The sequence below is a fragment of the Leucobacter holotrichiae genome (assembly GCF_055791005.1).
This window is the reverse complement of the sequence record NZ_JBVUAC010000013.1, coordinates 1-25,966: the sequence shown is the minus strand read 5'-3', so window position 1 is coordinate 25,966 and position 25,966 is coordinate 1. Positions and strand designations below refer to the sequence as shown.

At 69.9% G+C, this 25,966-nt stretch carries 24 protein-coding genes; 19 read left to right on the top strand and 5 right to left on the bottom strand.

Features of this window, described 5'->3' with window-relative positions; translation table 11 throughout:
* Positions 1–4 precede the first annotated feature (4 nt).
* Genes AC0KXF_RS13900 through AC0KXF_RS13875 form a run of 6 tightly spaced genes read left to right on the top strand, consistent with a single transcriptional unit; the run spans position 5 to position 5,631 of the window.
* Entirely contained in the window at positions 5–976 is a 972-nt protein-coding gene (locus tag AC0KXF_RS13900) for an ABC transporter permease (protein ID WP_473109741.1), read from the top strand.
* Positions 973–1,845, top strand: coding sequence for an ABC transporter permease (locus AC0KXF_RS13895; protein WP_473109740.1), 873 nt, complete (start codon positions 973–975; stop codon positions 1,843–1,845). The genes AC0KXF_RS13900 and AC0KXF_RS13895 overlap by 4 nt, the downstream gene beginning before the upstream one ends.
* Positions 1,842–2,663: an ABC transporter ATP-binding protein gene (locus AC0KXF_RS13890; protein WP_473109739.1), complete on the top strand. Its 822-nt coding sequence runs from the start codon at positions 1,842–1,844 to the stop codon at positions 2,661–2,663. Before AC0KXF_RS13895 ends, AC0KXF_RS13890 begins: the two co-directional genes overlap by 4 nt.
* Complete coding sequence (locus tag AC0KXF_RS13885; RefSeq protein WP_473110075.1) at positions 2,663–3,436, top strand: ABC transporter ATP-binding protein; 774 nt, start codon at positions 2,663–2,665, stop codon at positions 3,434–3,436. Before AC0KXF_RS13890 ends, AC0KXF_RS13885 begins: the two co-directional genes overlap by 1 nt.
* Entirely contained in the window at positions 3,433–4,500 is a 1,068-nt protein-coding gene (locus AC0KXF_RS13880) for an endo-type 6-aminohexanoate oligomer hydrolase (protein ID WP_473109737.1), read from the top strand. Before AC0KXF_RS13885 ends, AC0KXF_RS13880 begins: the two co-directional genes overlap by 4 nt.
* A gap of 33 nt (positions 4,501–4,533) precedes the next feature.
* A complete protein-coding gene (locus tag AC0KXF_RS13875) occupies positions 4,534–5,631 on the top strand; it encodes a C45 family autoproteolytic acyltransferase/hydolase (protein ID WP_473109736.1) in 1,098 nt (365 codons plus the stop codon).
* A gap of 69 nt (positions 5,632–5,700) precedes the next feature.
* Here the strand turns inward: AC0KXF_RS13875 and AC0KXF_RS13870 are convergent, their stop codons facing one another.
* The 3 genes from AC0KXF_RS13870 to AC0KXF_RS13860 form a co-directional block, all read right to left on the bottom strand.
* Positions 5,701–6,723 carry an LLM class flavin-dependent oxidoreductase gene (locus AC0KXF_RS13870; RefSeq protein ID WP_473109780.1) on the bottom strand — a complete coding sequence of 341 codons (1,023 nt, stop codon included), beginning with the start codon at positions 6,721–6,723 and terminating at the stop codon, positions 5,701–5,703.
* An 88-nt stretch (positions 6,724–6,811) separates the two neighbouring features.
* Complete coding sequence (locus AC0KXF_RS13865) at positions 6,812–8,479, bottom strand: amidohydrolase (RefSeq protein WP_473109735.1); 1,668 nt, start codon at positions 8,477–8,479, stop codon at positions 6,812–6,814.
* Positions 8,476–9,735 carry an MFS transporter gene (locus tag AC0KXF_RS13860; protein WP_473109734.1) on the bottom strand — a complete coding sequence of 420 codons (1,260 nt, stop codon included), beginning with the start codon at positions 9,733–9,735 and terminating at the stop codon, positions 8,476–8,478. The genes AC0KXF_RS13865 and AC0KXF_RS13860 overlap by 4 nt, the downstream gene beginning before the upstream one ends.
* A gap of 184 nt (positions 9,736–9,919) precedes the next feature.
* On the opposite strand from AC0KXF_RS13860, the gene AC0KXF_RS13855 reads away from it, so the two are divergent.
* Positions 9,920–10,888 (top strand): LacI family DNA-binding transcriptional regulator, encoded by a 969-nt coding sequence (locus AC0KXF_RS13855; RefSeq protein WP_473109733.1) that lies wholly within the window; start codon positions 9,920–9,922, stop codon positions 10,886–10,888.
* A 74-nt stretch (positions 10,889–10,962) separates the two neighbouring features.
* On the opposite strand, the gene AC0KXF_RS13850 is transcribed toward AC0KXF_RS13855, so the two are convergent.
* A complete protein-coding gene (locus AC0KXF_RS13850) occupies positions 10,963–11,328 on the bottom strand; it encodes a DUF2568 domain-containing protein (protein WP_473109732.1) in 366 nt (121 codons plus the stop codon).
* A 164-nt stretch (positions 11,329–11,492) separates the two neighbouring features.
* Between AC0KXF_RS13850 and AC0KXF_RS13845 the strand changes: the two genes are divergently transcribed.
* From AC0KXF_RS13845 to AC0KXF_RS13815, 7 genes are all read left to right on the top strand, one after another.
* Positions 11,493–12,881 (top strand): amidohydrolase family protein, encoded by a 1,389-nt coding sequence (locus tag AC0KXF_RS13845; protein ID WP_473109731.1) that lies wholly within the window; start codon positions 11,493–11,495, stop codon positions 12,879–12,881.
* A 395-nt stretch (positions 12,882–13,276) separates the two neighbouring features.
* Positions 13,277–14,866: an ABC transporter substrate-binding protein gene (locus AC0KXF_RS13840; protein ID WP_473109730.1), complete on the top strand. Its 1,590-nt coding sequence runs from the start codon at positions 13,277–13,279 to the stop codon at positions 14,864–14,866.
* 200 nt (positions 14,867–15,066) lie between these two features.
* Positions 15,067–16,209: an ABC transporter permease gene (locus tag AC0KXF_RS13835; protein ID WP_473109729.1), complete on the top strand. Its 1,143-nt coding sequence runs from the start codon at positions 15,067–15,069 to the stop codon at positions 16,207–16,209.
* On the top strand, positions 16,206–18,731 hold the full coding sequence (locus tag AC0KXF_RS13830) for an ATP-binding cassette domain-containing protein (RefSeq protein WP_473109728.1): 2,526 nt from the start codon (positions 16,206–16,208) through the stop codon (positions 18,729–18,731). Before AC0KXF_RS13835 ends, AC0KXF_RS13830 begins: the two co-directional genes overlap by 4 nt.
* A 65-nt stretch (positions 18,732–18,796) precedes the next feature.
* Entirely contained in the window at positions 18,797–19,405 is a 609-nt protein-coding gene (locus AC0KXF_RS13825; protein WP_473109727.1) for a hypothetical protein, read from the top strand.
* 11 nt (positions 19,406–19,416) lie between these two features.
* A complete protein-coding gene (locus AC0KXF_RS13820; protein ID WP_473109726.1) occupies positions 19,417–21,147 on the top strand; it encodes an SPFH domain-containing protein in 1,731 nt (576 codons plus the stop codon).
* Between the two features lie 4 nt (positions 21,148–21,151).
* Entirely contained in the window at positions 21,152–21,772 is a 621-nt protein-coding gene (locus tag AC0KXF_RS13815) for a PH domain-containing protein (protein ID WP_473109725.1), read from the top strand.
* 335 nt (positions 21,773–22,107) lie between these two features.
* On the opposite strand, the gene AC0KXF_RS13810 is transcribed toward AC0KXF_RS13815, so the two are convergent.
* A complete protein-coding gene (locus AC0KXF_RS13810; RefSeq protein ID WP_255572849.1) occupies positions 22,108–22,662 on the bottom strand; it encodes a YqaJ viral recombinase family protein in 555 nt (184 codons plus the stop codon).
* 343 nt (positions 22,663–23,005) lie between these two features.
* Between AC0KXF_RS13810 and AC0KXF_RS13805 the strand changes: the two genes are divergently transcribed.
* The 5 genes from AC0KXF_RS13805 to AC0KXF_RS13785 form a co-directional block, all read left to right on the top strand.
* A complete protein-coding gene (locus AC0KXF_RS13805) occupies positions 23,006–23,728 on the top strand; it encodes a response regulator transcription factor (protein WP_473109724.1) in 723 nt (240 codons plus the stop codon).
* 285 nt (positions 23,729–24,013) lie between these two features.
* Positions 24,014–24,523 carry a 50S ribosomal protein L10 gene (gene rplJ, locus AC0KXF_RS13800; protein WP_473109723.1) on the top strand — a complete coding sequence of 170 codons (510 nt, stop codon included), beginning with the start codon at positions 24,014–24,016 and terminating at the stop codon, positions 24,521–24,523.
* Positions 24,524–24,603: 80 nt separating this feature from the next.
* Positions 24,604–24,987 carry a 50S ribosomal protein L7/L12 gene (rplL, locus tag AC0KXF_RS13795; RefSeq protein ID WP_017883632.1) on the top strand — a complete coding sequence of 128 codons (384 nt, stop codon included), beginning with the start codon at positions 24,604–24,606 and terminating at the stop codon, positions 24,985–24,987.
* 172 nt (positions 24,988–25,159) lie between these two features.
* On the top strand, positions 25,160–25,501 hold the full coding sequence (locus AC0KXF_RS13790) for a ribbon-helix-helix domain-containing protein (protein WP_473110106.1): 342 nt from the start codon (positions 25,160–25,162) through the stop codon (positions 25,499–25,501).
* A gap of 93 nt (positions 25,502–25,594) precedes the next feature.
* A partial coding sequence (locus AC0KXF_RS13785) for a transposase (RefSeq protein WP_473109721.1) occupies positions 25,595–25,966 on the top strand: 372 nt, incomplete at its 3' end.

Sequence of the window (25,966 nt, the reverse complement as noted above, 5' to 3'; positions counted from 1 at the left end):
CCGGATGCTGCAGATCCTTCGCTGGTCCGCCGGGCGGGTGGTGAGCGCGCTCATCACCCTGCTCGGCGTCTCGGTGCTCATCTTCGTCGCGATCCGGCTCATGCCCGGCAGCTACGAGGACATCATCCTCGGCCCGCTCTCCTCGGCGGAGGAACGGCAGGTGCTCGCCGAGGCGTACGGACTCAACCAGCCGATCCTCGTGCAGTACTTCGCGTGGATCGGGCAGGTGCTCACGGGGGAGCTCGGCACCTCCTACGTCACGCAGACCTCCGTGTCCGGGGAGATGCTCGACCGCATTCCGGTCACCGCGACGCTCACGCTCATGGCGATGGCCGTGACCTTGCTCGTGGGGGTGCCGCTCGGCATCTGGACGGGGGTGCGGTCGGGCGCGAAGCAGGGCGGCGCCGTCGGTCGCGTCGTGTCGAGCATCGGTATCAGCGTGCCCGAGTTCGTGCTCGGCAGCATCGTGATCTTCGTCTTCTCGCAGTTCTCGCTCGGCCTGAAGGTCGGCGGGTTCGCGAGCATCGGCACGGGATTCTGGCCGACGTTCCAGGCGCTCCTGCTTCCGGCGCTCGTGCTCTCCGTGTTCTGCGTTGCGGCGACCGCGCGCACCACGAGGGACGCCGTCATGGGTGTGCTCGTCGAACCGCACATCACGGCTGCGGTGGCGCGCGGGGAGACCCCGCGGCACATCGTGCGCCACCACGTGCTCCGCAACGCCGGCATCCCGATCCTCACCCTGCTCGGCACCATCACCGCGTACCTGCTCGGCGGCGCCGTCATCATCGAGACCCTGTTCAACCTGCCGGGTCTCGGATCGTTCATGGTCACAGGGCTCGGTCGCCGCGACTTCGCGGTCGTGCAGGCCACAGTGCTCTTCGCCGCAGCCGTCTTCGTCATCCTGAGCCTCGTGCTCGACCTCATCACGAGCGCGCTCGATCCGCGCGTCACCGTCACCGGGAAGGCAGGATCATGACCACCTACTCCCTCCCGCTCTCGAAGAGGAAGCGCGCGGTTAAGACCCGGCCGCCTCGCGACGCGCTCTTCACCGCCGCCGCCTGCGCGCTCGGCCTCATCGTGCTCGTGGCAGTGGTGGCCGCGGTCGTCCCCTTCGCGGGCGACCCCGCGAAGATCGTCGGCCCCAGGCTCAGCCCGCCGTCGGCGGGCTACCCGCTCGGCACCGACGCTCTCGGCAGATCGCTGCTGGCCCGCCTGCTCGAGGGGACGCGCACCACGCTCGTGCTCTCGACCCTCGCCGTCGTGTGCACCGCCGTCATCAGCGTGATCCTCGGCCTCGTCGCGGGCTACGCGGGCGGCTGGGGGCGCGAGGTCATCATGCGGTTGAGCGACGTGCTCTACTCGTTCCCGTCGATCGTGCTCGCGATCCTCATCGCCGCGGTCGTGGGGCCCGGGCAGGCGGCGGTGCTGTCGAGCATCGTGCTCGTCACGGTGCCGCTGATGACTCGTATGGTGAGCGCTGCGGCGATGTCGGTCGCGAAGCGCGACTTCGTCACCACCGCGAAGATCAGCGGCGTATCGGCGCCGGTGATCCTCTTCCGCCACCTGCTGCCGAACGTCAGCGGCACCGTCGCCGTGCAGGGAACGTACGCGCTGTCGGTCGGCATCCTCGTGGAGGGCGGGCTGAGCTTCCTCGGCTACGGCGTGCAGCCTCCTCGCTCCTCGCTCGGACTGCTGATCCAGGAGGGCGGCAGCTACATGCTGCAGGCGCCCTGGCTGCTGTTCGCCCCGGCGGCGGTGCTCGTCGTCGCGATCCTCTCCATCAACCTCATCGGCGATACGATGCGCGATCGTCTCGATCCGCGAGAGACAAGGAGCCTCGTATGACCGCGAACGCCTCCGCTGCCCCGGCTGTTGCGATCACCGAATTCAGCGCCGAGTACCGCACCCGCCTCGGTGCTACCCGAGCGCTCGACGGAATCGACCTCGACGTCGCCCGGGGCGAGCTGCTCGCCATCGTCGGCGAGTCGGGATCCGGCAAGTCCACCCTGTCGCAGGCCATCGGCCGTATGCTGCCGCGCGCCTGCCGCGTCGTCTCCGGCTCGGTGCGGGTGCTCGGGAGGGATCTCTCGGATCTCGCACCCGAGGCGATACGGGCGTTGCGACGCGAGTCGCTGGGCTTCATTCCGCAGGATCCCATTGCGTCGCTCGACCCGACGATGCGGATCCGCCGCCAGCTCCAGCTCGCGCTCAGGCCGCTCGGACGGCCGACCGATGCGGAGTCGCTCGCCGAGCTGCTCGCGAGCGTCAAGATCCTCGAGCCGGAGCGCGTGCTCGGGCTCTACCCGCACGAGGTCTCCGGCGGCATGGCGCAGCGCATCGCGATCGCGCTCACCATGGCGCGCGAGCCCGAGATCCTGATCGCCGACGAGCCCACGGCTTCGCTCGACGCCCAGGTGCGCGACGAGATCCTCACGCTCATCGTCGACCTGGTGCGGCGCTCGGGTGCGAGCCTCATCTGGATCAGCCACGACCTGGGAGCCGTGCGTCGATGGTGCGACCGGATCGTGGTGATGCACCAGGGGCGTATCGTCGAGGAGGGGCCGACCGTGCAGGTACTCGACGACCCGCGGGCCGACTACACGAGGACACTGGTCGCCGCGATACCGGCGCGAGTGGATCTTGCGACGAGGGAGGCGGAATGATGTCGGCGTCGGACATGGCCCCCGTGCTGGAGCTGCGAGATGTCAGCGTCACGTTCACGAGCGGGGCGGGTTCGAAGCGCCGGACCGTTCGCGCGATGAACTCGGTGACGCTCGAGGTGGCGCCGGGCGAGACTCTCGGCCTGGTGGGGGAGTCGGGATCGGGCAAGACCACGACCGCCTCGGTCGCGCTGGGCCTCAAACGGCCCGACTCGGGCGAGGTGCTGCTGCTCGGGAACCCGTTCACCCGCTCGCGCAGAGCCAACGCCGGCAAGCTGCAGGCGGTGCTCCAGCACCCGCACTGGTCGCTCAACCCCCGGCGCAAGGTCGGCGAGTCGGTGCGCGAGCCGCTCACCGTCGCTCGCCGCGACCTCGGGCGCGCCGAGCAGCGGCGGCGTGTGATGGAGATGCTCGAGCAGGTCGGCTTGAACCCCGCGTTCGCCGAGCGCTACCCCCACGAGCTCTCGGGAGGCCAGCGGCAGCGCGTGTCCGTGGCTCGAGCGCTCGTCACCGAACCACGATTCATCGTCTTCGACGAGGCCGTCAGCGCACTCGACGTCGCCGTCCAGATGCAGATACTCGCGCTCATTCGCGAGCTGCAGGCGGAGCATCGATTCGGCGCCCTCTTCATCTCGCACGACCTCGGGGCGGTGCAGCGGGTCGCCGACCGCGTCGCAGTGCTGTTCAGGGGGGATCTCGTCGAGACCGCGTCCACGGAGGAGTTCTTCCGCAACCCCCAGCATCCCTACTCGCAGACACTCTTGGAGACCCTATGAACACCCCACGTCAGCACGCGCTCACCGACATCGACGGCGGGATCGCTGTGAACCCCGCCCCTCGGCTGGCGGGGCCTCCCGTCTTCGGCGGGCCGGGCAACGACGCCTTCGACCTCGCGCCGGTCAGGAGCGCGGGCCGCGAGACCCTGCGGTTCGATTTTCCCGGGGTCGGCGTGGGATCTGCGCACTACGACGAGGGACCGACCGGCGCCACGGTCATCAGCATCCCTGCCGGCGCACGCACCGCGGTCGACGCACGAGGCGGCGCGGTGGGGCTCTCGGGCGGCTACGACTTCAACCACGCCATCTGCCTGGCCGGCGGATCGGTGTACGGGCTCGAGGCGGGGGCCGGCGTGAGCGACGCGCTCCTCGAGCGCCAGGAACATCGCACCGGTTTCGCAGAACTCCAGCTCGTCTCCTCAGCGATCATCTACGATTTCTCGGCGCGCTCGACAGCGGTCTACCCCGACAAGGCGCTCGGCCGCGCGGCGCTCGAGTTCGCCGTTCCGGGAGAGTTCCCCCAGGGACGCGCGGGCGCGGGCATGAGCGCCTCCGCGGGCAAGGTGGACTGGGATCGCACCGAGATCACCGGCCAGGGCGCGGCGTTCCGCCGTCTCGGCGACGTGCGCATCCTCGCCATCGTGGTGCCGAATCCGGTGGGCGTGATTGTGGATCGAGCGGGCAACATCGTGCGCGGCAACTACGACGCGGGCACAGGCGCGCGACGCCATCCGGTGTTCGACTACCAGGAGGCGTTCGCCGAGCAGCTCCCCGCCGCCACGGAGGCCGGCAACACCACCATCAGTGCGGTCATCACGAACGTTCGGATGAGCCCCGTCGAGCTGAATCAGTTCGCCAAGCAGGTGCACAGCTCGATGCACCGCGGCATCCAGCCGTTCCACACCGACATGGACGGCGACACGCTCTTCGCCGTGACGACCGACGAGATCGATCTCCCCTCGACCCCGGGCTCGTCGCGCGGACGTCTGTCGGTGAACGCGACCGCTCTGGGCGCGATCGCGTCTGAAGTGATGTGGGACGCGCTGCTCGAGGCCGCGAAGTAGGGGCACCGGCCCCCTCAACAGGAGAGGAAGACATTGGACATCATCAACGCCACGGTAGCGGGTGCGGATCCGGCGAGCAGGGGAGCCGAGATCGGCGGCCGGTTCGGCGAGGAGATCCGCGATGCGGTCGCCCGCTATCTCGAGTTCTTCGCCATCCGGGGCCTGCCCGAGGATCGGGTGCGAGGGATCGCCGAGAGCTGCTTCGCGGCTCTCGAGGCCTGGGCCCCGAATCTCGCTGAGGAGCTCGCCGCCACGGCGGAGGCGGTCGAGGTGCCGCTGTGGCAGCTCGCAGCGCTCAACGCGCGAACCGAGGTGCTCGCGGTCGTCGCACCCGACACGGAGGGGGAGTGCTCGACCGCCGTGTTCGCCCCGCGCGGGCCCGCGGTGCCCGAGACGATCCAGACCTGGGACTGGCACGCCCACCTGTGCCCGACAGGGATGATCTTCTCGTATACTCCGGATGCACCCGTCGCCGCCGAGCGCGGAGTCGGGCGGGTGACGATGTTCACCGAGCTCGGCGTGCTCGGCAAGATCGGCGTGAACGACGCCGGGATCGGCGTGCACTTCAACATCCTCCACCACGCGAGCGACAGGGGCTTCGACGGCGTGCCCGTGCACGCGATCGCCCGTCGGGTGCTCGACGAGGCGACGAGCGTCGACGAGGCGGAGGCCATCATCGCGTCGGCGCCGGCGAGCGCTTCGACCGTGCTGACCGTCGTGGCCCGGGCCGACGAGCCGCACAGGGCCGCGTGCTTCGAGATATCCCCCGAGCGTGTGGGCGTCTTGCGGCCCGACGCCGACGGCTGGCTGATCCACACGAACAACTTCGTCGCCGAGGCCCAGCTGCCCGGCGAGGCCACGCGCGACAAGTCGACTACATACGTGCGGCTCGCGCATCTCGCCGAGCAGCGCGCCGGCATGTCGGGTCTGCCGATCGAGCAGCGCGCCGCTGCGATGTGCGGAGAGCCGGGCGCGCTCGCCCCCGTCTGCTTCCGCCCCGACCAGACCGAGCCGCTGCACGAGCAGTGGACGACGCTCCTCACCGTGGGGCTGAACACTGCAGCCGGAACTCTGGAGTACTTCCCGGGATCACCGGCCGCTCTCGCTGAGCACGGGGCGCGGCGGGCCTGACGGCAGCCCCGATCCCGAGGCTGCCGTCAGCCCTGATCCCGGGGCTGCCGTCAGGCCTGATCCCGGGACTCAGCCCGCGAGCAGCTCGCGCACGCGCGGGATGACCCGCGTGGCGTAGAGCTCGATGCTCGACATCAGCTGCTCGTGCGGCATCGTGCCCGTGGCGTACTTGAGATCGAAGCGGTCGGCTTGCAGGGTGCGCACCGTTTCGGCGATCCTTCGCGCCACCGTCTCGGGTGAGCCCACGTACAGCGATCCCGCATCCGCCTCGCGCTCGAACTCGGCGCGCGTCGTCGCCGGCCAGCCGCGCTCGGCACCGATGCGGTTGCGGTTCGCCTCGAAGTGCGGCCACAGCTGATCCCGGGCCTCCGCGTCGGTGGCGGCGACGTGCCCCGGCGAGTGCACGCCGAGCGGCATCGGATCCTTCCCCAGCTCATCCTGGGCCTGGCGGTAGAGATTCGCGAAGGGCACGAAGCGCTCGGGATCCCCGCCGATGATCGCGAGCATCATCGGGATGCCCACCTGCACCGTGCGCAGCACCGAGTGCGGGCTGCCGCCGACGCCGATCCAGGCGTTCACACCGCTCGCGCGCTCGGTCTTGGGGAAGACCTCCTGCTCGACGAGCGGTGGGCGGTGCCGCCCGGACCAGGTCACCGCGCCCTCGCCGCGCAGCTTCGCGAAGAGGTCGAGCTTCTCGCTGAACAGGGCGTCGTAGTCCTCGAGTCGGAAGCCGAAGAGCGGAAACGACTCGGTGAAGGATCCGCGGCCCAGGATCACCTCGGCCCGACCGCTGCTCACGGCGTCGAGCGTCGCGAAGCGCTCGTAGACCCGTACTGGATCGTCGCTCGACAGCACCGTGACGCCGGTGCCCAGCAGGATCCGCTCGGTACGGCCCGCGATGGCGGCGAGCGCGATCTCGGGGCTGCTGAGCGCGAAGTCGTCGCGGTGATGCTCGCCGAGGGTGATCGCGTCGACGCCCAGGCGGTCGGCGAGCGCGGCCTGCTCGACCACGTCGCGGATCACCTGCGCGTGGTGCACGGGCGCGCCGTCGCTGGTGCGGGTGACATCGCCGAAGGTGTCGAGGCCGAGGATGAGCTGTTCGGGGGTCGCGCCGGCGACCGTGCGCCGCGGGTTCGCAGGGGCGGGGCCTGGATCGGGGGAGGAGTAGGACACGGGAGTCTCAACCCGCCGATGGGCTTTCGTATTCCGCGTGAGCGGAGACCGTCACGCGTGCGCCGTCCACGTAGGTGGCGACGATCTCGGCCGCGGCGAGCTCCTCGGCCGACATCGAGAGCGGATCGTTCGCGAACACCGTGAACGCGGCTCGCGCGCCTGGGCGGATCACGCCCTCGTCCGGGAGGCCCGCCGCCAGCGACGCGTGCGTCGTGTACCCCTCGAGGGCCTCGGTGATCGTCAGCGCCTGCTCGGGCTGCACCGGCGCGAGCTCCGGTCGGGCCAGCGGGCGGCGCAGCACGGTCTCGGCCATCATCGCGCGAGGGTCGAACGGGGTCACCGGCCAGTCGCTGCCGAGTGCGACGACCGCGCCGGAGCGCCGCAGATCTCCCGCGCGCCAGCCCCGCGCGGCGCGTTCCTCACCGAGCCGAACGGACCAGTTGTCCGAGCGGTCGGCGAGCGTGTGGCGCACCCCGTGGATCGGCTGCATGCTCGCAGCCACCCCGAGGGCGACGAAGCGCTCGAGCGTGTCGTCCGGGATCGTCTCGATGTGCTCGATCCGGTGGGGCGCGCGCGAGGCGACGTCGCCGAGCGACTCGATCGAGTCGAGCACGAACGCCACGCCCCGGTCGCCGATCGCATGGGTCGCGGTGGGTACGCCCCGCTCGGCGAAGAACCGCAGCGCACGCCGGTAGGTCTCGGGGTCGGTCCAGATCGAGCGGGTGCCCTGCCCGTAGCAGTCGGGGTGTTCGAGCCAGGCCGAGCCGTTGTCCACGGTGCCGTCGATCATGAACTTCACCCCTTCGACTCGCCAGCGACGACCCGCGAGGCCCTGGAGCGCGGCGATCTCGGCGAGCGCTGCCTCGTCAGAGCCGGGTGGCACCATGGGAGAGAAGCGGAGGCGCACCGGCAGGTCGCCCCGTCCCTCGAGCAGCTCGAGGAGCTCCCGGCTCCACGGATGGAAGTCCATCACGTGCGTCGAAGTGATCCCCGCTGCGGCCATGCCGTCGAGCAGCCGCGACAGCCGCTGCGCGCGGACCTCGAGCGACTCGGCGGGCATGCGGCCGAGCACGAGGTCGATCGCCGCGAGTTCCAGCAGGTAGCCGGTCGGGCGGCCCTCGGCATCGACGCCGACCTCGGACTCATCGGAGAACCGCTCGGCTCCGGTCAGGCCGACGGCCGCGATACCCGCGCTGTTCACCACGGCCGAGTGCGCATCGCGCATGCGGAGGAACGCCGGGTGCCCCGCCGTCGCGTCGTCGAAGATCCGGCCGGTGAATCCGCTCTCGGTGAAGATGTTGGGGTCCACGCCCCATCCGATGATCCACTCGCCCGGCTCGGCGTTGCGAGCGGCCTCCGAGAGACGGTTCCGCACCTCGTCGAGCGACAGGTCCGTGAGCTGCTCGCCGCGGGTGAGTTCGAGCCCGAGCACGACGTGCGTGTGTCCGTCGATGAGACCGGGCATCACGGTGGCTCCCGCGTGCTCCTCGACCCGGGTGCCGGGTCCGATCAGCTCGGTGATCTCTTCGCGAGAGCCGACGGCTACGATCCGTCCGTCGCGTACCGCGACCGCTTCGGGTGCGTCGGCAGGTGAGGCGATGCTGCCGGGCTCTGATGCGAAGGTGCGGATCCTCGCGGCGTGCACGACCAAGTCGGCCGCCTCGCGCGCGCTCATGCCCGTGCCTCCTCGTGCTCGGCATCGGTCTCGGGCAGCACGACCACGGCGGTGGTGTTGCCGCTCTCGAACTTGCGCCGGCTGCGGGCGATCACGAACAGTGCGATCCCGAACAGCGCACTCGGCACGGTGACCAGCAGTGCGTACTGCAGCGGGGCGAGCACGCCGATGAGCTGCCCGCCGATGAGGGGGCCGAACGCCACCCCGACGATATAGAAGCCGAAGACGAGCACGCCCGTGCGACCGGTGACGTCCATGACCGCGGCGAGGCCCGTGACGAGCACGAGCAGCGCTCCGTAGGCTGTGCCCCAGACGATGATCGAGACGCTGTAGGCAGCGGCCGATGCGCTCGTGATCATGATGAACTTGGTCGCGGTGCTGATGAGGATCAGCGCGACGAGGGACCAGCTGCGGCCCAGCCAGCGCAGCAGCAGGGGTGCGACGAGCGCGCCGACGAGGCCGCCGCCCACCTTGCCGGCGAGCAGCATGCCCGAGACCTCGGGGGAGAGACCGGACTGCTGCGCGAGCACGCTGGTCATCGAGTAGACCATGTCCTCGGTGAGCGACCACAGCGCCATCGAGATGGCGAGCACCACGGCGGTCACGGTGATGGTGCCACGGATCGCGGCGCGCGGAGCTCCTGATGCGTTCGCGGCGGTCTGGGTGCTGGGAACGCGATCCGCGGGAAGATTGGGGAGGCCGCCGGCGAAGATGAGGCCGAAGATGCCGAGCGACGCGATGACGATGAGTACCGTCCGCAGGTCGTTGTGGAAGATCGGGGCGATCGCGAGGAGCGCCGTCGCGCCCACGCGGTTGATGATCATGATGGTCGCGACCGTGCGGTCCGGGTTGCGCGTGGAGGACGCCGCTGCAGTGCCCGTGGCGATCATGATGCCGGCGCCGATCCCGCCGAGGATCAGGCCGCCCATGACCGTCGGTGTAGCGAGCCAGATCGCGGGCACGCCGTAGCCGACCACCATGAGCACGAGGCCGACGCGGCCCAGCCGCGGGCGGTCGGCGCGGGCCACGAAGCGGTTGGTGACGAACATCGCCAGCGCTGAGCCGGCGGTCATGCCGGTGGCGAGCGCGCCGGCGGTGCCGATGTCCACGCCGAGATCCTGCCGCATCGCCGCGATGAGCACCGGGACGAGGTTGGCCGCCATGAGCGCGATGACCCAGGTGCCGATGAATCCGAGCACCACCTTCGAGGTCAGGGAGGCGAGGCCCGAAGGGGCCGGGGTTGGGGATGAGGTCACGGAGACTCCTTTGTCGGGGGGTGCGTGCTGGTCGGGGTGGCGGGGGCTTCGGGAGCGAATGTCCTGCGCCACGTGCGGGATGTGCTGGTTATGCGCCCGCAATGCGGGAACGTTCCCGCATTGCGGCCAGCATAACCCATCGAACGAGGAATGGCACCCTCGATCCCGGCCTAGACTGTGTCCTATGACCGGCTCAACTGTGACGATCGTCGACATCGCGCAGGCGCTCGGGATATCGAAGACGGCCGTCTCCTCAGCGCTGCACGGCCGGGGTAGGGTCTCCGAGGCCACCCGCGAGCGGGTCCTCGCCCAGGCCGAGGCCATGGGGTACGTCTCCAATCGGGCCGCGCAGCGGCTCCGCGGCGGCTCTCACGGCGCGATCGGCCTGCACATTCCCGCCGATGTCCGAGAGCTCTCCTTCTACATGGAGTTCGCCTTCGGTGCCGCCGACGTTGCCGCCGAAACTGGCAACGATCTCCTGCTGCTCGCGGACACCGGGGCGCCGCGCGCCGGCCGGCGCCCCTCCATCGACGGGCTTCTCGCGCTCGACCCGGCGCCGAGCAGCTTCGGCGAGGCAATCGCACGCGTCGGCCCGGTGCCGATCGTCTCAGTGGGTGACTACGAGGGGCCGGAGCGCGAGCGTGTCTCGGCCTGGATCGCGGCCGATCACGCAGGGCTTGTGCGGGAGGTGCTCGACACGCTCGGTTCGGCGGGCAGCGCGGCGCCCGCGCTTGTCGCGCTCGAGTCCGAGCGGGAGCCCCTCTGGGCCACGCACGTCGTCGACGGCTATCGCTCGTGGTGCGCTGCCCGAGGGATCGAGTCGGTGCTGCGCCGGCTTCCCGTCACGCCTGAAGACGACGCGATCCGGAGCGTGCTCGAAGACCTCGCCGCTACCGGTGCCGACTCGATCGTCTGGGTGGGACAGGGTCTCGCGATGCGAGCGCGCGCCCTGTGGGGCGAAACGCGATCCGCCCGAACACCGCGGCCCATCCTCGCGACGATGGCCGCCGAACCGGGCTCGGTCGGTGTGCTCGGTATCGATCTCCGCGCCCGCGATTACGGGCGCGCTGCGGCACGTCTGCTGCTGCGGGTGATCTCCGGGGAGGCCGAGCAGGGCGAGCGCGTCGTGCATCACGCCCGCCTTCTGAGGTGAGTGCGCGGGACCGGGGATCAGCCCCCGCGCCATTCCGCGGCGATCGGCGCCGTATCAGCGGGTGCGGCTCGAGATCAGGCCCCGCGCGTCGACGCGATGAAGCCGACCACGGCCCCCGCGACGCCGTAGGCCGCAGGAACGATCCAGATCACCCCGAGCGCGAGCAGCGCGGCGACCGCCGCCGCGAGCAGCAGCAGCTCGAACAGGGCCTGCGCGAACCGATCGGTGCGCAGCACGGGCCGCGGCGACAGGAAGAGCGCCCACAGCAGCACCGACAGCACCAGGAACCCGAAGCCCGTGAGCAGACCCGGGAACGGCAGCGGCCAGGCGACGAACCCCCACACCGACACCGAGACGACGGCGACGAGATGGAAGAGGCCTCGTACGAGCTGCAGGATCGCGGACGTGCGGGCGGGCTGAACTTCGGAAGCGCTGGTCACCGCAACAGTCTAATCGACCGCTTCCCGCCTCCGTCCCAGCGGCAACTCACACCCTGCGCCGAGCCTTCGGAACACGGAGTCCCGAATTGCTGCTTCAATCGAGGGGATACCAGCAGTTTGAGACTCCGCGTCGCGGCGGAGGAGGATAAAGGAATGGACGGAGCATGGGGAGCAGAGCCGCGGGTGGCGTTGCGGGCGCCGCGGACTCCGCGGGCGGCGCGGCGGGGTCCGCGGGCGACGCGGCGGGCGACGCTGCGGCCGCAGCGGGAGTTGGCTGCACGGATGCGGCTCTCGTGAGTCTTGCGGCGCGCGCGATCCGGATCCTCGGCGACCGCGGCGGCTTCTCAGCGCCGACTCGCGTCTCGTGGTCAGACGGAGTCTTCGCGTTCGGGGGTACCGAGCGCGCAGGCGACCTCGACGCCTCAGCACTGCACGCCGAGCGTCTGTGGCTGATACCGGGCCTCGTCGACGCCCACCTGCACGCTGCCTGGCACGCCTTCGACGGTGCGGATCGTGCGCAGCTGAGTGAAGAGCAGACTCTCACTGCGACCGAGCGGGCGCTCGCCGCAACACTGGCCGCCGGATTCACCAGCGTGCGAGACGCCGGCGGGCTCGAGGCGAGCATGCTGCGAGCCATCCCGCAGGCCCGCAGGCCGCGGGTGCAGCTCTCGGTGCGGATCATCGACCGCTCCGACGCCGACGCCGCCGGGGGACTCGACCGCGCGGTCGCAGAGGTGCTCGAGCGCGGCGCGCAGTGGGTGAAGCTCTACGGCACGGCGGGGGTAGGTTCGCCCGCGGGCGCGGGCCTCGAACCGACGTTCACGGCTGCTGAGATCCGCGACGCGGTGCGGCGGGCGGATCGCGTGGGCGCCGGTGTGATGGTGCACGCCTGGGGCGGGGAAGCCATCGACCACGCGATCGAGGCGGGCGCGTTGAGCATCGAGCACGGGATCTTCCTGAGCGATGACCAGGCCCGCCGCGCCGCCGAGCGCGGGATGACGCTCGTACCGACGCTGCGCATCTACCGCCTCGTGCAGCGCATGATCGACGCGGGGGTGCTGCCGGTTGCATTGCGGGCACGGGTCGACGAGGCTACCGGAGCGCACCCGCGAGCGGTGCTGCGCGCCCGCGACGCCGGGCTCGCGATCGCACTCGGAACCGACTACGGAACCTCGGATCAGCACGGCACCAACGCGCTCGAGTTCGACGCGCTGGTCGAGGCGGGGCTCTCTCCGGAGGAAGCTCTCATCGCCGCGACGCGCTCCGGCGCCGAGCTGCTGGCCCGGGTTGGGGAGAGAGACTCGAGCGCGGGAGTCGGGCGGGGTGCGCATGGTTCGCCGGGTGCGTCGGTTGTGCCGGGTGCGTCGGCTGCGTCGGGTGCGTCGGCTGCGCCTGGTGCGCCGGCGGGGCGGATCGCCGAGGGTGCCGTCGCAGACGGTGTGATCCTGCGCCGTGATCCTCGAGAACCGGGGGCGCTGAGCGATCCCGAATCCATCGTTGCGGTGATTCGCGGCGGGCATCTGGTCGATCCGGTCGCGTCGCCCGGCACCTGAGTCGGTGCCCGAGCGAGCTGCGTCTGGCCCGACGCGTCACCTTGCCCTCGTGCGTTCCGCAGCGGAGTCCCGATCTGCTGGTATGCACCGTGGGGTACACGCAGAATGGCACTCCGCGTTCAGGGGACGCGGCGCCTCGGTCGGCCACGGGTGGACCGGGGAATGGGCTGGCACGACGGGTGAGGGGCGACGGGCTGGCACGTGGTTCTGCGGATCGGAGGCAAAGTGGTTCATTGCTGGGAACGGGGTTACGGTATGAACGTGGACCACTCGGGCGCGCCGGGATCCCGATCCTGAGCCTGATCCCGATCCTGATCCCGATCCCGATCCCGATCCTGAGCCCGAGCCCGATCCCGCAACACCGACCCGACCCCGAGCCTCACCGGAGGAGCCCCGTGACCAGACACCCCCGCACCGCCTCGCGCAGCCGCCTCGCGCTCGCGACCGCCTCGATCGCCGCGGCCGCGCTGCTGCTCAGCGCATGCGCGGGAGGTGCGCAGCCGCAGGGCGCGGGAGAGGATCCCGCCACCCCCGTCGCGGGCGGCACCCTCACCTTCGGGCGGGTCGCATCGGTGAACGACCTCGACCTCAACCGGCAGATCACCGCCAACAATGCGTTCGCGATCGACAAGATCTTCGAACCGCTCGTCGCGTTCGACGAGAACGGCGAGATCGGCCCCTGGCTGGCCGAGTACGACGAGAGCGACGACGGCCTCGTCTACACCTTCACGCTGCGCGACGGGCTGAAGTTCTCGAACGGCGACGAGGTCACACCGGCCGACGTCGTGTTCTCGCTGAACCGCCACCTCGAGGTCGGCGGCCCGCTGCCGCTGACGGCTCCGATCGCGAGCATCGAGGAGACCGGCGAGCGCGAGGTGACGATCACGCTCGAGTCCCCGTACACGCCGTTCCTGTCGGAGCTGTCGGGCTTCTCGAACGGCATCTTCCCGGCGGACTTCGGCGGCGTGAGCGAGGAGGAGTTCTTCAAGCACCCGATCGGCACCGGCCCGTTCGCGGTCGAGGAGTGGGATCCGAACGGCGACCTCTCCTTCGTGAAGAACGAGCACTACTGGCAGGAGGGCAAGCCCTACCTCGACGGCCTCGTCTACAAGTTCATCGCCGACGACACGCAGCTGCGCCAGCAGCTCGCGGCCGGCCAGGTCGACGCGATCGACACGGTGCCCGCCGCGAACGCCGCCGAGGTCGACTCCGCCGACACGGTGCTCTCGCAGACCGACGGCTGGTCGACCGAGCAGATCTTCTTCAACACGCAGCGCGAGCAGTTCGCCGATCCGCACGTGCGCCGCGCCATCGCCCACGCGCTCGACCGCGAGGGGATCACCTCGGCGACCACCTTCGGCACCGCCGAGGTCGCGAACTCGCTGCTGCCGCCCAGTATCACCTACTCGGCGAACGACACCGTCGAAGCGCTCGACTTCGACGTCGACGCGGCGAAGGCCGAGCTCGCGAAGTCGGCCTATCCCGACGGTTTCAAGACGACGCTGCTCATCGCGAGCGGCAACTCGCAGCGCGCGCAGATCGCCCAGATCGTGCAGGAGGCCCTCGCCGAGATCAACATCGATGTCGAGATCGAACAGCTCGACATCGCGGTCTTCCGCGAGCGCTTCTTCGCCTACGACTACGACTTCATGATCAACAGCGGGCAGTCCGACGCGCCCGATCCCAACGGGTTCATCACCTTCCAGGCCGACCCCGAGGGCTTCAGCAAGTCGTACTGGACGCACTACACGAACGATCGCGTGACCGAGCTCATGCACGAAGGCCGCACGACCGCCCCCGGCGACGAGCGCCAGGCGATCTACGAGGAGATTCAGCAGATCCTCGCTGACGAGGTGCCGTATATCCCGCTGTTCTTCCCGGCCAACCTGAAGGCGACGACCGCGGACGTGCACGGCTTCACCGTGCTGCCGAACTCGAGCGTGCGGTTCGAGGAGGCCTGGCTGACCGGCGGCGGGGCCGAGTAGGCGGGGTCGGGCTGGGCGGGCGCGCTCGCCGGGCCGGGCGCGCCTGGCGAGCGAGCTCGCCGGGCCGGGCGCGCCTGGCGAGTCCGTCGAGCCTGGCCGGCTTGCCTGCCTAGCCCGGCAAGCCTGCCGCGCGAGCTCGCCCGGCGCGGCGGGGGTCCTGCGTCTCGATCAATGTCCGAGGCCGCCAGTAGGGTGAAACCGTGAACCAACAGACGGCGACATCAGCGCGGCGGGCCCGCGGCGCTGTCTCCCGCGCGCTGCGGGCGGGGGGCAGGATCGCCGTGCGCGTCGTCCCGGTGATGCTCGGCGTGGTGGTGGCGGTGTTCTTCCTGCTGCGCATGGTGCCGGGGGATCCTGCGGCCATGATTCTCGGAGAACGCGCGACGCCAGAGGCGGTCGCGGCTCTCCGCGAGAAGCTCGGCCTCGACCAGTCGCTGTGGCGGCAGTTCACCGACTTCCTCGGGCAGCTCGCCACCCGGTTCGACACGGGCGACTCGCTCGTCACCGGGGCCTCCACGCGCGAGCTCATCTTCGAAAAGGCGCCCGTGAGCCTCGGCATCGTCGTCTTCGCCGTGCTGCTCGCCGTGGTCATCGCGGTGCCGCTCGCGCTCGCCGCCGCCCTGCGCCGCGACGGCTGGGTGGACCACGCGGTGCGGGTGCTGCCCGCGGTGGGCATGGGCATGCCGCTGTTCTGGATCGGCCTGCTGCTCATCATCGTGTTCGGGGTGCAGTTGCGTTGGCTGCCCGTCGGGGGTGTCGGATCGGGGCCGGGCGAACCGCTGCGCAGCCTCTTCCTGCCCGCGCTCGCGGTGGCGCTGGGTATGGCGCCGCCGCTCATCCGTTCGCTGCGCGCGCAGCTGCTTGAGGTGCTCTCGGCCGATTTCGTGACGACGCTGCGGGCGGCCCGCATCCCTGAGCGGCGCATCCTCTGGCGGCACGTGGTGCGCGGGGCGGCGTTGCCCGCGCTCACGCTGCTGAGCGTGAATACGGCGTACCTGATCGGCGGCACCCTGGTGGTCGAGAAGGTGTTCGGGATCGGCGGTCTCGGCACACTGCTGTTCCAGTCGATCGGCAGCCGCGACTTCCCGGTCGTGCAGGGGGTGGCCCTCTACTGCGCGGTGCTCGTCGTGCTGGTGACGACGCTGGCCGGGGTGCTCGCGGCGCTGCTCGACCCGAGGCTGCGCGTATCCGAGGGCCGCGAAGCGGAGAATCGTTCGTTCGCGCTTCAGCGAACCGATCGCGTCGGCGGGGCATTGTCGGATCGTGCGGGAGGGTTCCCCGGCGGCACGAGTCTGGATTTGCGATCTCCGCGCCCGGGCGTCGGCGGGGGAGGCGGCCGATGACGTTCTGGCGACGCGCTCTCCGTTCGCCCGCCTTCATCGGCGGAGCGGTACTGTTCGTGCTGATCCTCGGTTCCGCGCTGCTCGCACCCGTGATCGCGCCGTACTCGCCCAGCGGGCAGAATCTCACGGGCGGGTTGCTGCCGCCGTCGCCCGAGCACTGGTTCGGCACCGACCAGCTCGGCCGCGACGTGCTGTCGCGCATGCTGTTCGCAGGCCAGACCGATCTGCGCGTCGCCCTGCTCGCCGCGGTCGCCCCGTTCGTGATCGGCGTCGCAGTGGGCCTCGTGACCGGTTACTTCGGGGGCGCGGTCGACTGGGTCGGATCTCGCGTCGTCGACACCGTGATCGCCTTCCCCTTCTATGTGATCGTGATCGCCATCGTGTTCGCGGTGGGTGCGGGCGAGGGCGGCATCGTCGTGGCCTTCGCCCTGGTCGGCTGGGTGGGGTATGCGCGGGTGCTGCGGGCGATGACGGCCTCGCTGCGCGATGCGGGCTGGGTGCAGGCATCCCGCGGGGGCGGACTGTCGCACGCGCGGGTGCTGATACGGCACGTGCTGCCGAACGTGCTGCCGCAGGCGATCGTGCTGCTGGCCACCGAGATCGTGCTGATCATGGTGGCGATCGTCACCCTCGGCTACCTGGGGCTCGGCATACAGCCTCCGACGCCCGACTGGGGCACCATGATCTCCGACGGGCAGGCGTTCATCACCACGCACTGGTGGCTGTCGGCGCTGCCCGGGCTCGCCGTCGTGCTGACCGGGGTGGCTCTGTCGCTGCTCGGCGACGGCGTGGGCGATGCGATGAGGGTCGGCGGTGCAGCGCGGGTGGGCTGTGCGGCGCGGGTGGGCCGTGCGGCGCGGGTGGGCAGCGATCGAGATGACGCGAACGGCCCTGTTTCGTCGGCGAAAGGGCCGCACGCGTCATCTCGGCGCCGAGCCGGGGCGCCGAGCCCCGACGCCGCAGCTCGTACCCGGGCGGGCGAAGTGCGCGTGCGCGGGCTGCGCGTCGAGTCGAGCGCGGGATCGCCCCTCGTCGACGGGCTCGACCTCGAGGCGGCACCAGGCGAGGCCCTCGGCGTCGTGGGGGAGTCGGGGTCGGGCAAGAGCCTCACCCTGCGCGCACTGCTCGGCATGATGCCCGCGGGCACCCGGATCGCGAGCGGCGAGGTGTCGGTCGTCGGGTCGGTGCGCATGGTGTTCCAGGATCCGCTGACCGCACTCGATCCGCTCACCCGTGTGGGCGTGCAACTGCGCGAGGCGGTCGAGGCCGCGCAGGGCGAGTCGCGAGAGGGCGGCCGGGCTCGCGTGATCGAGCTGCTCGAACTGGTGAGGCTGCCCGATCCCGAGCGGATCGCCCGCTCCTACCCCCATCAGCTCTCGGGCGGCCAGCGCCAACGCGTCGTGATCGCGATGGCTCTGGCGGGGGACCCCTCGGTGCTGCTCTGCGACGAGCCGACGACCGCCCTCGACGTGACGGTGCAGCGGCGCGTGCTCGACCTGCTCGACGAACTGCGCCGCACCCGCGGAATCACCCTCGTGTTCGTGAGTCACGACCTGGCCGTGGTCGCGTCGATGTGCGACAGGGTGGTCGTGATGCGCGGCGGGCGGGTCGTGGAGGCGGGGGCGACTGCGCGGGTGGTGCGGGATCCGCGTGAATCGTACACCCGCGACCTCCTTGAAGCGGTGCCGACGCTGCCCGAGCTGCGTGAGCTGCGTGAGCTGCGTGAGCTGCCTGAGCTGCCCGCGGCGCGGCCGTTCCCCGCGGTCGAGGTGCGCGGCGCGAGCGTGCGCTACGGGCGCACCGTGGCGGTCGCCGACGTCTCGCTGGCGGTACGGCGGGGCGGCGCGCTGGGGATCGTGGGGGAGTCGGGATCCGGCAAGACCACGCTCGCCCGCGCGATCGCAGGGCAGTTGCCGCTCGCCTCGGGCTCCGTGCTGCTCGACGGTCGCCCGCAGCCGTTGCGCCGCGGGCGAGCCGAACGGCGGGCGATCCAGCTCGTGCCCCAGGACCCGTACTCGTCGCTCAACCCGCGCATGACCGTGGCCCAGACGCTCGGCGAACTGCTGCGGGTGCACGGGCTAGGCACGGGCGGTGCCGACCGGCGCGCCCGGATCGCCGAACTGCTCGAGGCGGTGCGACTCGAGCCGGAGCTCGCGCGCGCCTACCCGCACGAGCTCTCCGGCGGGCAGCGTCAGCGGGTGGCGCTTGCGCGCGCGCTCGCCGTGGAGCCGCGGGTAATCGTCGCCGACGAGCCGACGAGCGCGCTCGACGTGTCCGTGCAGGCGAGCGTGGTCTCGCTGCTGCAGGAGCTCCGCCGCGACCTCGACGTGACGCTGGTGCTCGTCTCTCACGATCTCGCGGTGGTGCACGAACTGTGCGACGAGGTGCTCGTGATGCGCGACGGCGCGACGGTGGAGAGCGGCGGATCCGACTTCTTCCGCGCCCCGCGCACCGCTTACGGCCGAGAACTGCTCGCCGCGGTGCCCCGAATCGACGACGTCGAGCGGCGTTCGGCTTCGTGAGGCGCCACGATGTCCGAGGCCCTTGATACCCTGCCAGTAACGCGCCGCATGAGAGGAGGCCCGCGATGGATGGCATCATGAGCTGGTTCGAGCGGTTGCTCGACGGTTCGCTGATCACCGGCGGCATCTTCCTCATCATCGGCATCGTCGGCGGGGTCCTGCTGCTGATCTCCCTGCTGCTCGACGGCATCTTCGACGCCTTCGATTTCGGGGACGGCCCCCTCAGCCTCACCACGATCGCCGCATTCACGGCGATCTTCGGCTTCACCTCGTTCGCGAGTGTCGGCGCGGGAATGTCCACCCCGGTCGCCGCGATCGTCGGCGCTCTGGCGGGGCTCGTGGGCGGCGCGGCAGCGTGGTGGCTGTCGCGCATGATCCGCGGGGCCGAGTCGAGCACCGCCGTGAGCGGCGGCGATCTGGTCGGCTCCGAGGGCGCCGTCGTGCTCGCGATCCCCGAGGGCGGCCTCGGCGAGGTCGCGGTCACGCGTCACGGCGAGCGCATCTCACTCGCGGCCTCGGCTGACACGGCGATTCCACGCGGATCGATGGTCCGCGTGATCCAGACGATCACCTCCACCTCGGTGCGTGTCGAACCGATCCAGCGGGTGGCCGACGCAGACGGCACCCCACGCGCTGCCGACCCAGGTTCTGCCACAGACCCCTCGACCCAATGAACGGAGACTGAATGTTGCTCGCAAGCCCGGCGATCATCGGCATCTTCGGCGCGGTTATCGCGCTGGTGCTGGTGGCTCTCGTCATCATCAAGCGATACCGCATCGCCAAACCCGACGAGGCGATCATCGTCACGGGTGGGAAGGGGAAGGAGGTCGTCGACGCTGCCGGCAACAAGACCCGCGATCTTTCCGGGCAGAAAGTGGTCACGGGCGGCGGCGTATTCGTCGTGCCCTTCGTGCAGAAGTCGTTCACGATCTCGCTGCGCTCGCGCAGACTCTCCATCACCACCGAGGCGCAGACCACCGACGGCATCACGATCCAGGCTCAGGCCGTCGCAGTGGTCAAGGTGGGTGGCACCCAGGAGATGATCCGCGCCGCGGCTCAGCGATTCCTCTCGAACTCCGACGAGATCGACGAGTCGACGCAGGAGGTGCTGTCGGGCTCGCTGCGCTCGATCATCGGCGGGCTCACGGTGCTGCAGATCATCCGTGATCGCGCCGTCGTCGCCCAGAGCGTGCTCGAGGCCGCCGAGGAGGCCCTCACCAAGCAGGGCCTCGTGGTCGATACCCTGCAGATCCAGGAGATCCGCGACGCCGCCGACTACATCGCCAACATCGGTCGCCCCGAGGCCGCGAAGGTGCGCCAGGCGGCTGACATCGCCGAGACCAACGCGTACCAGGCCTCCCAGGAGGCGAAGATCTCGGCCGAGAAGGTGCTGCTCGATCGCAACCGCGAGCTGAAGCTGCGCCAGGCCGAGATCCAGGCCGAGACCGATAAGGCGACGGCGCAGGCATCGGCCGCCGAGCCGCTCGAGCAGGCGATCCAGCAGCAGGCGATCGTCGAGCAGCAGCAGATCACCGCTCAGAAGGAGGTCGCGCTCCGCACCGAGAAGCTGAACGCCGACGTTCGCGCGGTCGCCGAGGCCGAGGCCTACCGGGTCGAGGCGCTCGCGAAGGCCGAGGCCGCCGCGTCGGTGTCGGCCGCCGAGGGCCGCGCGAAGGCGATCGAGCGGGAGGGTCTGGCGAACCGGGCGGCCCGTATCGCGGCCTCCGAGGCGCTCGAAGCCGAGGGTCGGGCCGAGGCCGCCGCGCTCGAAGCGAAGGGCACCGCGGAGGCCGCGGCCATCGACGCGCGCGCACGTGCGCTCGAGACCCAGTCGCAGGCCGTACTGGCTCAGGAGCTCATCCACCTGTTGCCGGAGATCGCCGGCGAGTACGCGCAGGCGATCGGTGCGATCGACAACATGACCGTGGTCTCGGCCGACGGGTCGTCGAAGATCACCGGCGACGCGATGGGCAACATCAAGGGCATGCTCGAGATGGCGCGTGAGACCGTCGGTATCGACCTCGTCGGCATGCTGAACGGCGCGGTCACCGGTGGCGCTGCCGGTGCGGCGGCGGGCAGGGCGCAGGCGCAGTCGGGCGAGGCTCGGTCGCATCGCTCGCGGGCGGGCGAGGCGCAGCGGGGCGAGTCGGGCGAGGCGCAGCGGGATCGTGCCCAGCGAGGAGCTGCGGACACGGCCGATTCGCGTGACGCGGCGCGTCACTCGGCGGTCGGCGACCGACTCTCGCAGGCCTCACAGGGTCTTGCGGCCTCCGCCTCGAACGCTGCGGCCGAGGCCGCGGAAGCGGCAGGCGCGGCAGCCGAGGCGGCCGGCGAAGCGGCACAGCGCGCGGGCGCCACCGCGAGCGACCGCCTCGACGGTTTCGGCGCTGCGCCTCAGCAGAACCCGGCAGAATAGGGTCATGCCACCCCGCACCCCACGATCGGTCACGGCGGAGGTCGAGTCGGTGCTCGGCCCCGCTCCGGCGAACTATTCGCAGCCGGAGGTCGTGGTGGTGCGGTTCCGGCGGCACGGGCGAAAGCTCGCGCCGCCGGTCATCGCCCTGGTTGTGATCGCGGCTGCGGCGGGGTTCTGGGTGGGGGCGCTGCCCTCCGCCTGGATGAACCTCGGCGCCGGAGCGGCGGCGATCCTGCTCGCTCTGCTGCTCGGGGTGCTGCCGATCCTCTCCTGGCTTGCGCACCGCACGACGGTCACCACCCGCCGTGTGATCCTCAGACGAGGGCTCTTCTCGCATCATCGCAGTGAGGTCGCCCTCGGCAGGGTGCGGGAGGTGCGGTCACGCCGCGGCCTGCTGCAGCGCATGTGGGGCGCCGGAGACATCGATCTGCTGCACGGGGCGGAAAGCCTGAGACTGGCCGACGTGCCCGGGAGCGAGCGGATCGCCGACGCGCTGCACGACCTCATGGAGCGCAACTACGAGCACTCGACGCGCATGGAGCAGCGGCTCGCGAACCTCCAGGTGCAAGAGGCCCCGCCTACGCCGCAGGGGCGCACCGACCAGGGGACCGTCTCGTTCTGGTGATCGTCGCCGCCGACGGCGGCGACTCGGGGCCGCTCCCCACGGCCGCCGCTCCGCGCGGCCGCGCCTTCGCCCGCCCCAGAGTTCCTCACTGAAATCGGGGTCACTCGCGGCGCTTTCGAGCCCCGGGAAGCGCCCCCAAGCGACCCCAGTTCCATCGAGCAGCGGTGTTCCGCCCGATTCAGGGGCCGGCAGCCGGGTCTGGGGGACCGGGAAGAACGGGGCCGGCAGCCCGGGGACCGGGAACGGGGCCCGGGGTAACCGCAGCCGGCAGCCGGGAACGGGGCCCGGAGGAACGGGACCGGCAACCGGCAACCCGAAGACCATCCGCGACCGGCTCAGGTCGTACGCGCGATGAGCACGTCGATGAGCTGGCCCGCCATCTTCACGAGCCGCTCGATCTCACTCTCGTCCCGATCCACCCACCGGCACTCGGGATCTCCCACCGGCACGAAGTTCTCGTGGCGCTCCCACACCACGAGGGTGCGCTCCGCGCCGAGCACGTACTGCTGCCACCAGACCTGACGCAGGTAGTTGCGCGGGATCGATCGCCATTCCTTGTTGGTGGTCTTGATCTCGGCGAGCTCGATCGTGCCGGTCTGCCGCTGCGCGAGCCCGTCGGGGGTTGCGAGGTGTCGCAGGTCGGCCTCCGCGTGGAAGAGCGCCTGGCTGGGGGAGATCTCGTGCTCCCGGAGCACCCAAGCGGCGATCTCGGGCTCGCGAGCCTTGCCGTGCGCGGTGTAGGCGTTGCCGGTGAAGCGACTGCCGTGCAGCTTCTCGTGAGCGGCGGCCTCGATCGCACGGGCGCTGGTGAGCTTCGCGACGTCGGTCGCGGTGATGCCGCGCGCCCGGGCTCGCATCCACGCCATACGATCCGTTCCGTCGGTGACCATGCGGGTCAGATAGGAGGGGATCGTGTCGCTCACCGCTCCAGTCTTCCACGCCCCGGCGCGGAGTGCCCTCCAAGCCGGTCCGCGCGCCTCGAAATCCAGCTGCTGTCGCCTAAAAGACCTGAGTAGAAAGGAAATCTGGAAAGTTTGCTGATAATCCTGCCAGGGGGTGCCGATGCTCATCATCTGTTGGGTGCGGTGGCGGAGAGGGAACCATTAGGCTCGTACCGACAGATTCCCGCGCGCTCGGCAGTCATCGCGCTCGGGGGTACAGAATTCTGGTGCGTCTCGGCGCTGACTTCTTCTCAGCGCACGCGTGCCAGGTGAGAAGGGTACTCAGGCAGACATGGAATCTCAGGCATTGAAACGCGCCGATGGCGGAAAGATGCGCGCGCTCGTCGTCGACGATGAGGAATCGATCACGCAGCTCGTCGCGATGGCATTGCGCTACGAGGGGTGGGACGTCGATACCGCTTCGACGGGCGAAGAGGCGCTTCAGAAGATCCGGTCGTTCGACCCCGACGTCGCGGTCTTCGACATCATGCTTCCCGATTTCGACGGCATGCAGTTGCTCACGCGCGTGCGCTCCGACGGTCGGATGTTCCCGGTGCTGTTCTTGACGGCGCTCGATTCGGTCGAGGATCGCGTCAACGGTCTCACCGCGGGCGGCGATGACTACGTGGTGAAGCCGTTCAGCCTCGAGGAGCTCATCGCGCGGCTGCGCGGCCTGGTGCGCCGCTCGCAGATGGCGCTCGCGCAGCAGCCCGATCCGGTGCTGCGGGTCGGCGACCTCACCCTCAACGAGGACAGCTACGAGGTCGCTCGCGCCGGCGAATCGATCACGGTCACCAACACGGAGTTCGAGCTGCTGCGCTACCTGATGCGTAACCCGAACCGCGTGCTGTCGAAGGCGCAGATTCTGGATCGGGTGTGGGCCTATGACTTCAACGGCAAGTCGACCGTGGTCGAGCTCTACATCTCCTACCTGCGCAAGAAGATCGATGCCGGCCGCGCACCGATGGTGCACACGGTGCGCGGTGCGGGCTACATGCTGAAGCCCGCGGGCTGATCGCGCACGCAGGATGACAGAAGGCGGCGAAAGTGTGATAGAGTTTCCGACGGCCAAAGACCGTCGGTAGGATCCGCGAGGATCCCGTAACGTTCGCGCAAGCGAAGACCTGCGCAGGTACGAACTCCTTGAGATGCGGGATCGCGATCCCGATCTTCACAGAAGCTCCGTGCGTGCGCGCCGGAGCTTTCGTCGTTTCTGAGCCCGGCTCAGGGCGCGGGGCATTCGAGCGGCACGGCCCCCGAGCGGCATCCGCCGCACGGGTACGACAAGCTAGGGAGCGCCATGGCTACGAAGGACGCTACGGTTGCCGATCTTCAGCAGAAGTTTGAAGAGTCGACCGCCGTTCTGCTGACTGAGTACCGCGGTCTCACGGTTGCCCAGCTGCGGGATCTCCGCAACAGCATCCGCGAGCACGCGACGTACGCTGTGGCGAAGAACACGCTGACCAAGATTGCGGCCAACAACGCCGGGATCACCGCTTTCGATGACGAGCTCGCCGGTCCCTCGGCTCTCGCCTTCGTGCACGGTGACACCGTCGCGGTCGCCAAGGCTCTGCGTGACTTCGCCAAGGCAAACCCTCTTCTGGTGGTGAAGGCGGGCTACTTCGATGGCAACGCCCTGACCGCTGCAGAGGTAGGCAAGCTTGCCGATCTCGAGAGCCGCGAGGTGCTGCTGGCCAAGGCCGCAGGCGCTATGCAGGCTGCTCTGGTCGGTGCAGCACAGCTGTTCGCCGCCCTGCCCGCCAAGGCCGCACGCGGTTTCGGTGCGCTGCAGGAGAAGCAGGACGCGTAAGGATTCGGCACACGCCGGTTCGCTACACACAAACCCGCCTTGCACGCACCGCGTGAGGGCAAACATCAAGGAGAAACACAATGGCTAAGCTTTCGACTGAAGAGCTGCTCGAGCAGTTCAAGGAGCTCACCCTCATCGAGCTCTCCGAGTTCGTGAAGGCGTTCGAGGAGACCTTCGACGTTTCGGCTGCTGCTCCGGTTGCGGTTGCTGCTGCTCCGGCTGCCGGTGGCGCTGCTGAGGCCGTCGAGGAGAAGGACGAGTTCGACGTCGTTCTCGAGTCGGCCGGCGACAAGAAGATCCAGGTCATCAAGGTCGTGCGCGAGCTGACCGGCCTGGGCCTGGGCGAGGCGAAGGCTCTCGTCGAGGAGGCTCCCAAGAACGTGCTCGAGGGCGCGAAGAAGGAGGACGCCGAGGCGGCCAAGGCCAAGCTCGAGGAGGCCGGCGCGGGCGTCAAGCTCGCCTAAGTCTCAGGGCTTACGGCTCTTCGCATCGGCGAAGCGGGGCGGGATCACCTTCGGGTGGTTCCGCCCTTTTGCGTGTGCGGGCCGCGTCTGCGCGATCGAACGTCTGCTGGGGCCGGCTTTCTGCGGGCCGCGTCTCCGGGGGTCGCGGGTGTCTGCGCGCAATCAATACGGAATGCGCCAGGGTGGTGCCGAATCCTGCGGTGGCGGCCTGCTCTTCGCGGGCTGCCTGCGAGAATGGAACCGGGGAATGGTCGAGAAAGTTGCATGGGCGAAGCTGTGCCAACACTCCCAACCTGCTTGGTGGGTTGCGTCTTTAATGACGAACAGGCCGCTTGATATGATTGAGTCATATCGAAAGCGAGGTTCGACCATGCGCACCACGAAGCAGCTCAGCATCACCCTCCCCAACAGCATGGCCGACGCCCTGAAAGAGCGCGTTGCATCCGGGGCGTACGCGAGCGAGAGCGAAGTCATCCGCGACGGACTGAGAGTAGTGCCCCGTAAAGTGGTGTAGCGCACGGTGGCCAGCACGTCGTAGAACGTGGACGCGGTCACCGTGTGATCCTTCGAGGAATCTCCTACAACCCACTCGAAAGGCATCAACACGATGACCGCTCCTACTATTGTCGACCCTGCCGGCCTGCTCAGCGAAGCTCTCACCGACGCGTCCCCGGATCTGATGCGCAGTCTGTTGCAGACCATGATCAACGCGCTCTTGTCCGCGGACGCGGACGCCGTGGTCGGCGCTGAATGGGGCAAGCCCTCATCCGACCGGATCACGCAGCGCAATGGCTACCGACACCGCGACCTCGACACCCGGGTCGGTACGATCGATGTCGCGATCCCGAAGCTTCGGCAGGGAACCTATTTCCCCGAATGGCTGCTCGAGCGCCGCAAACGCGCCGAGACCGCGCTGATCACCGTCGTCGCCGACTGTTACCTTGCCGGCGTGTCCACACGCCGGATGGACAAGCTCGTC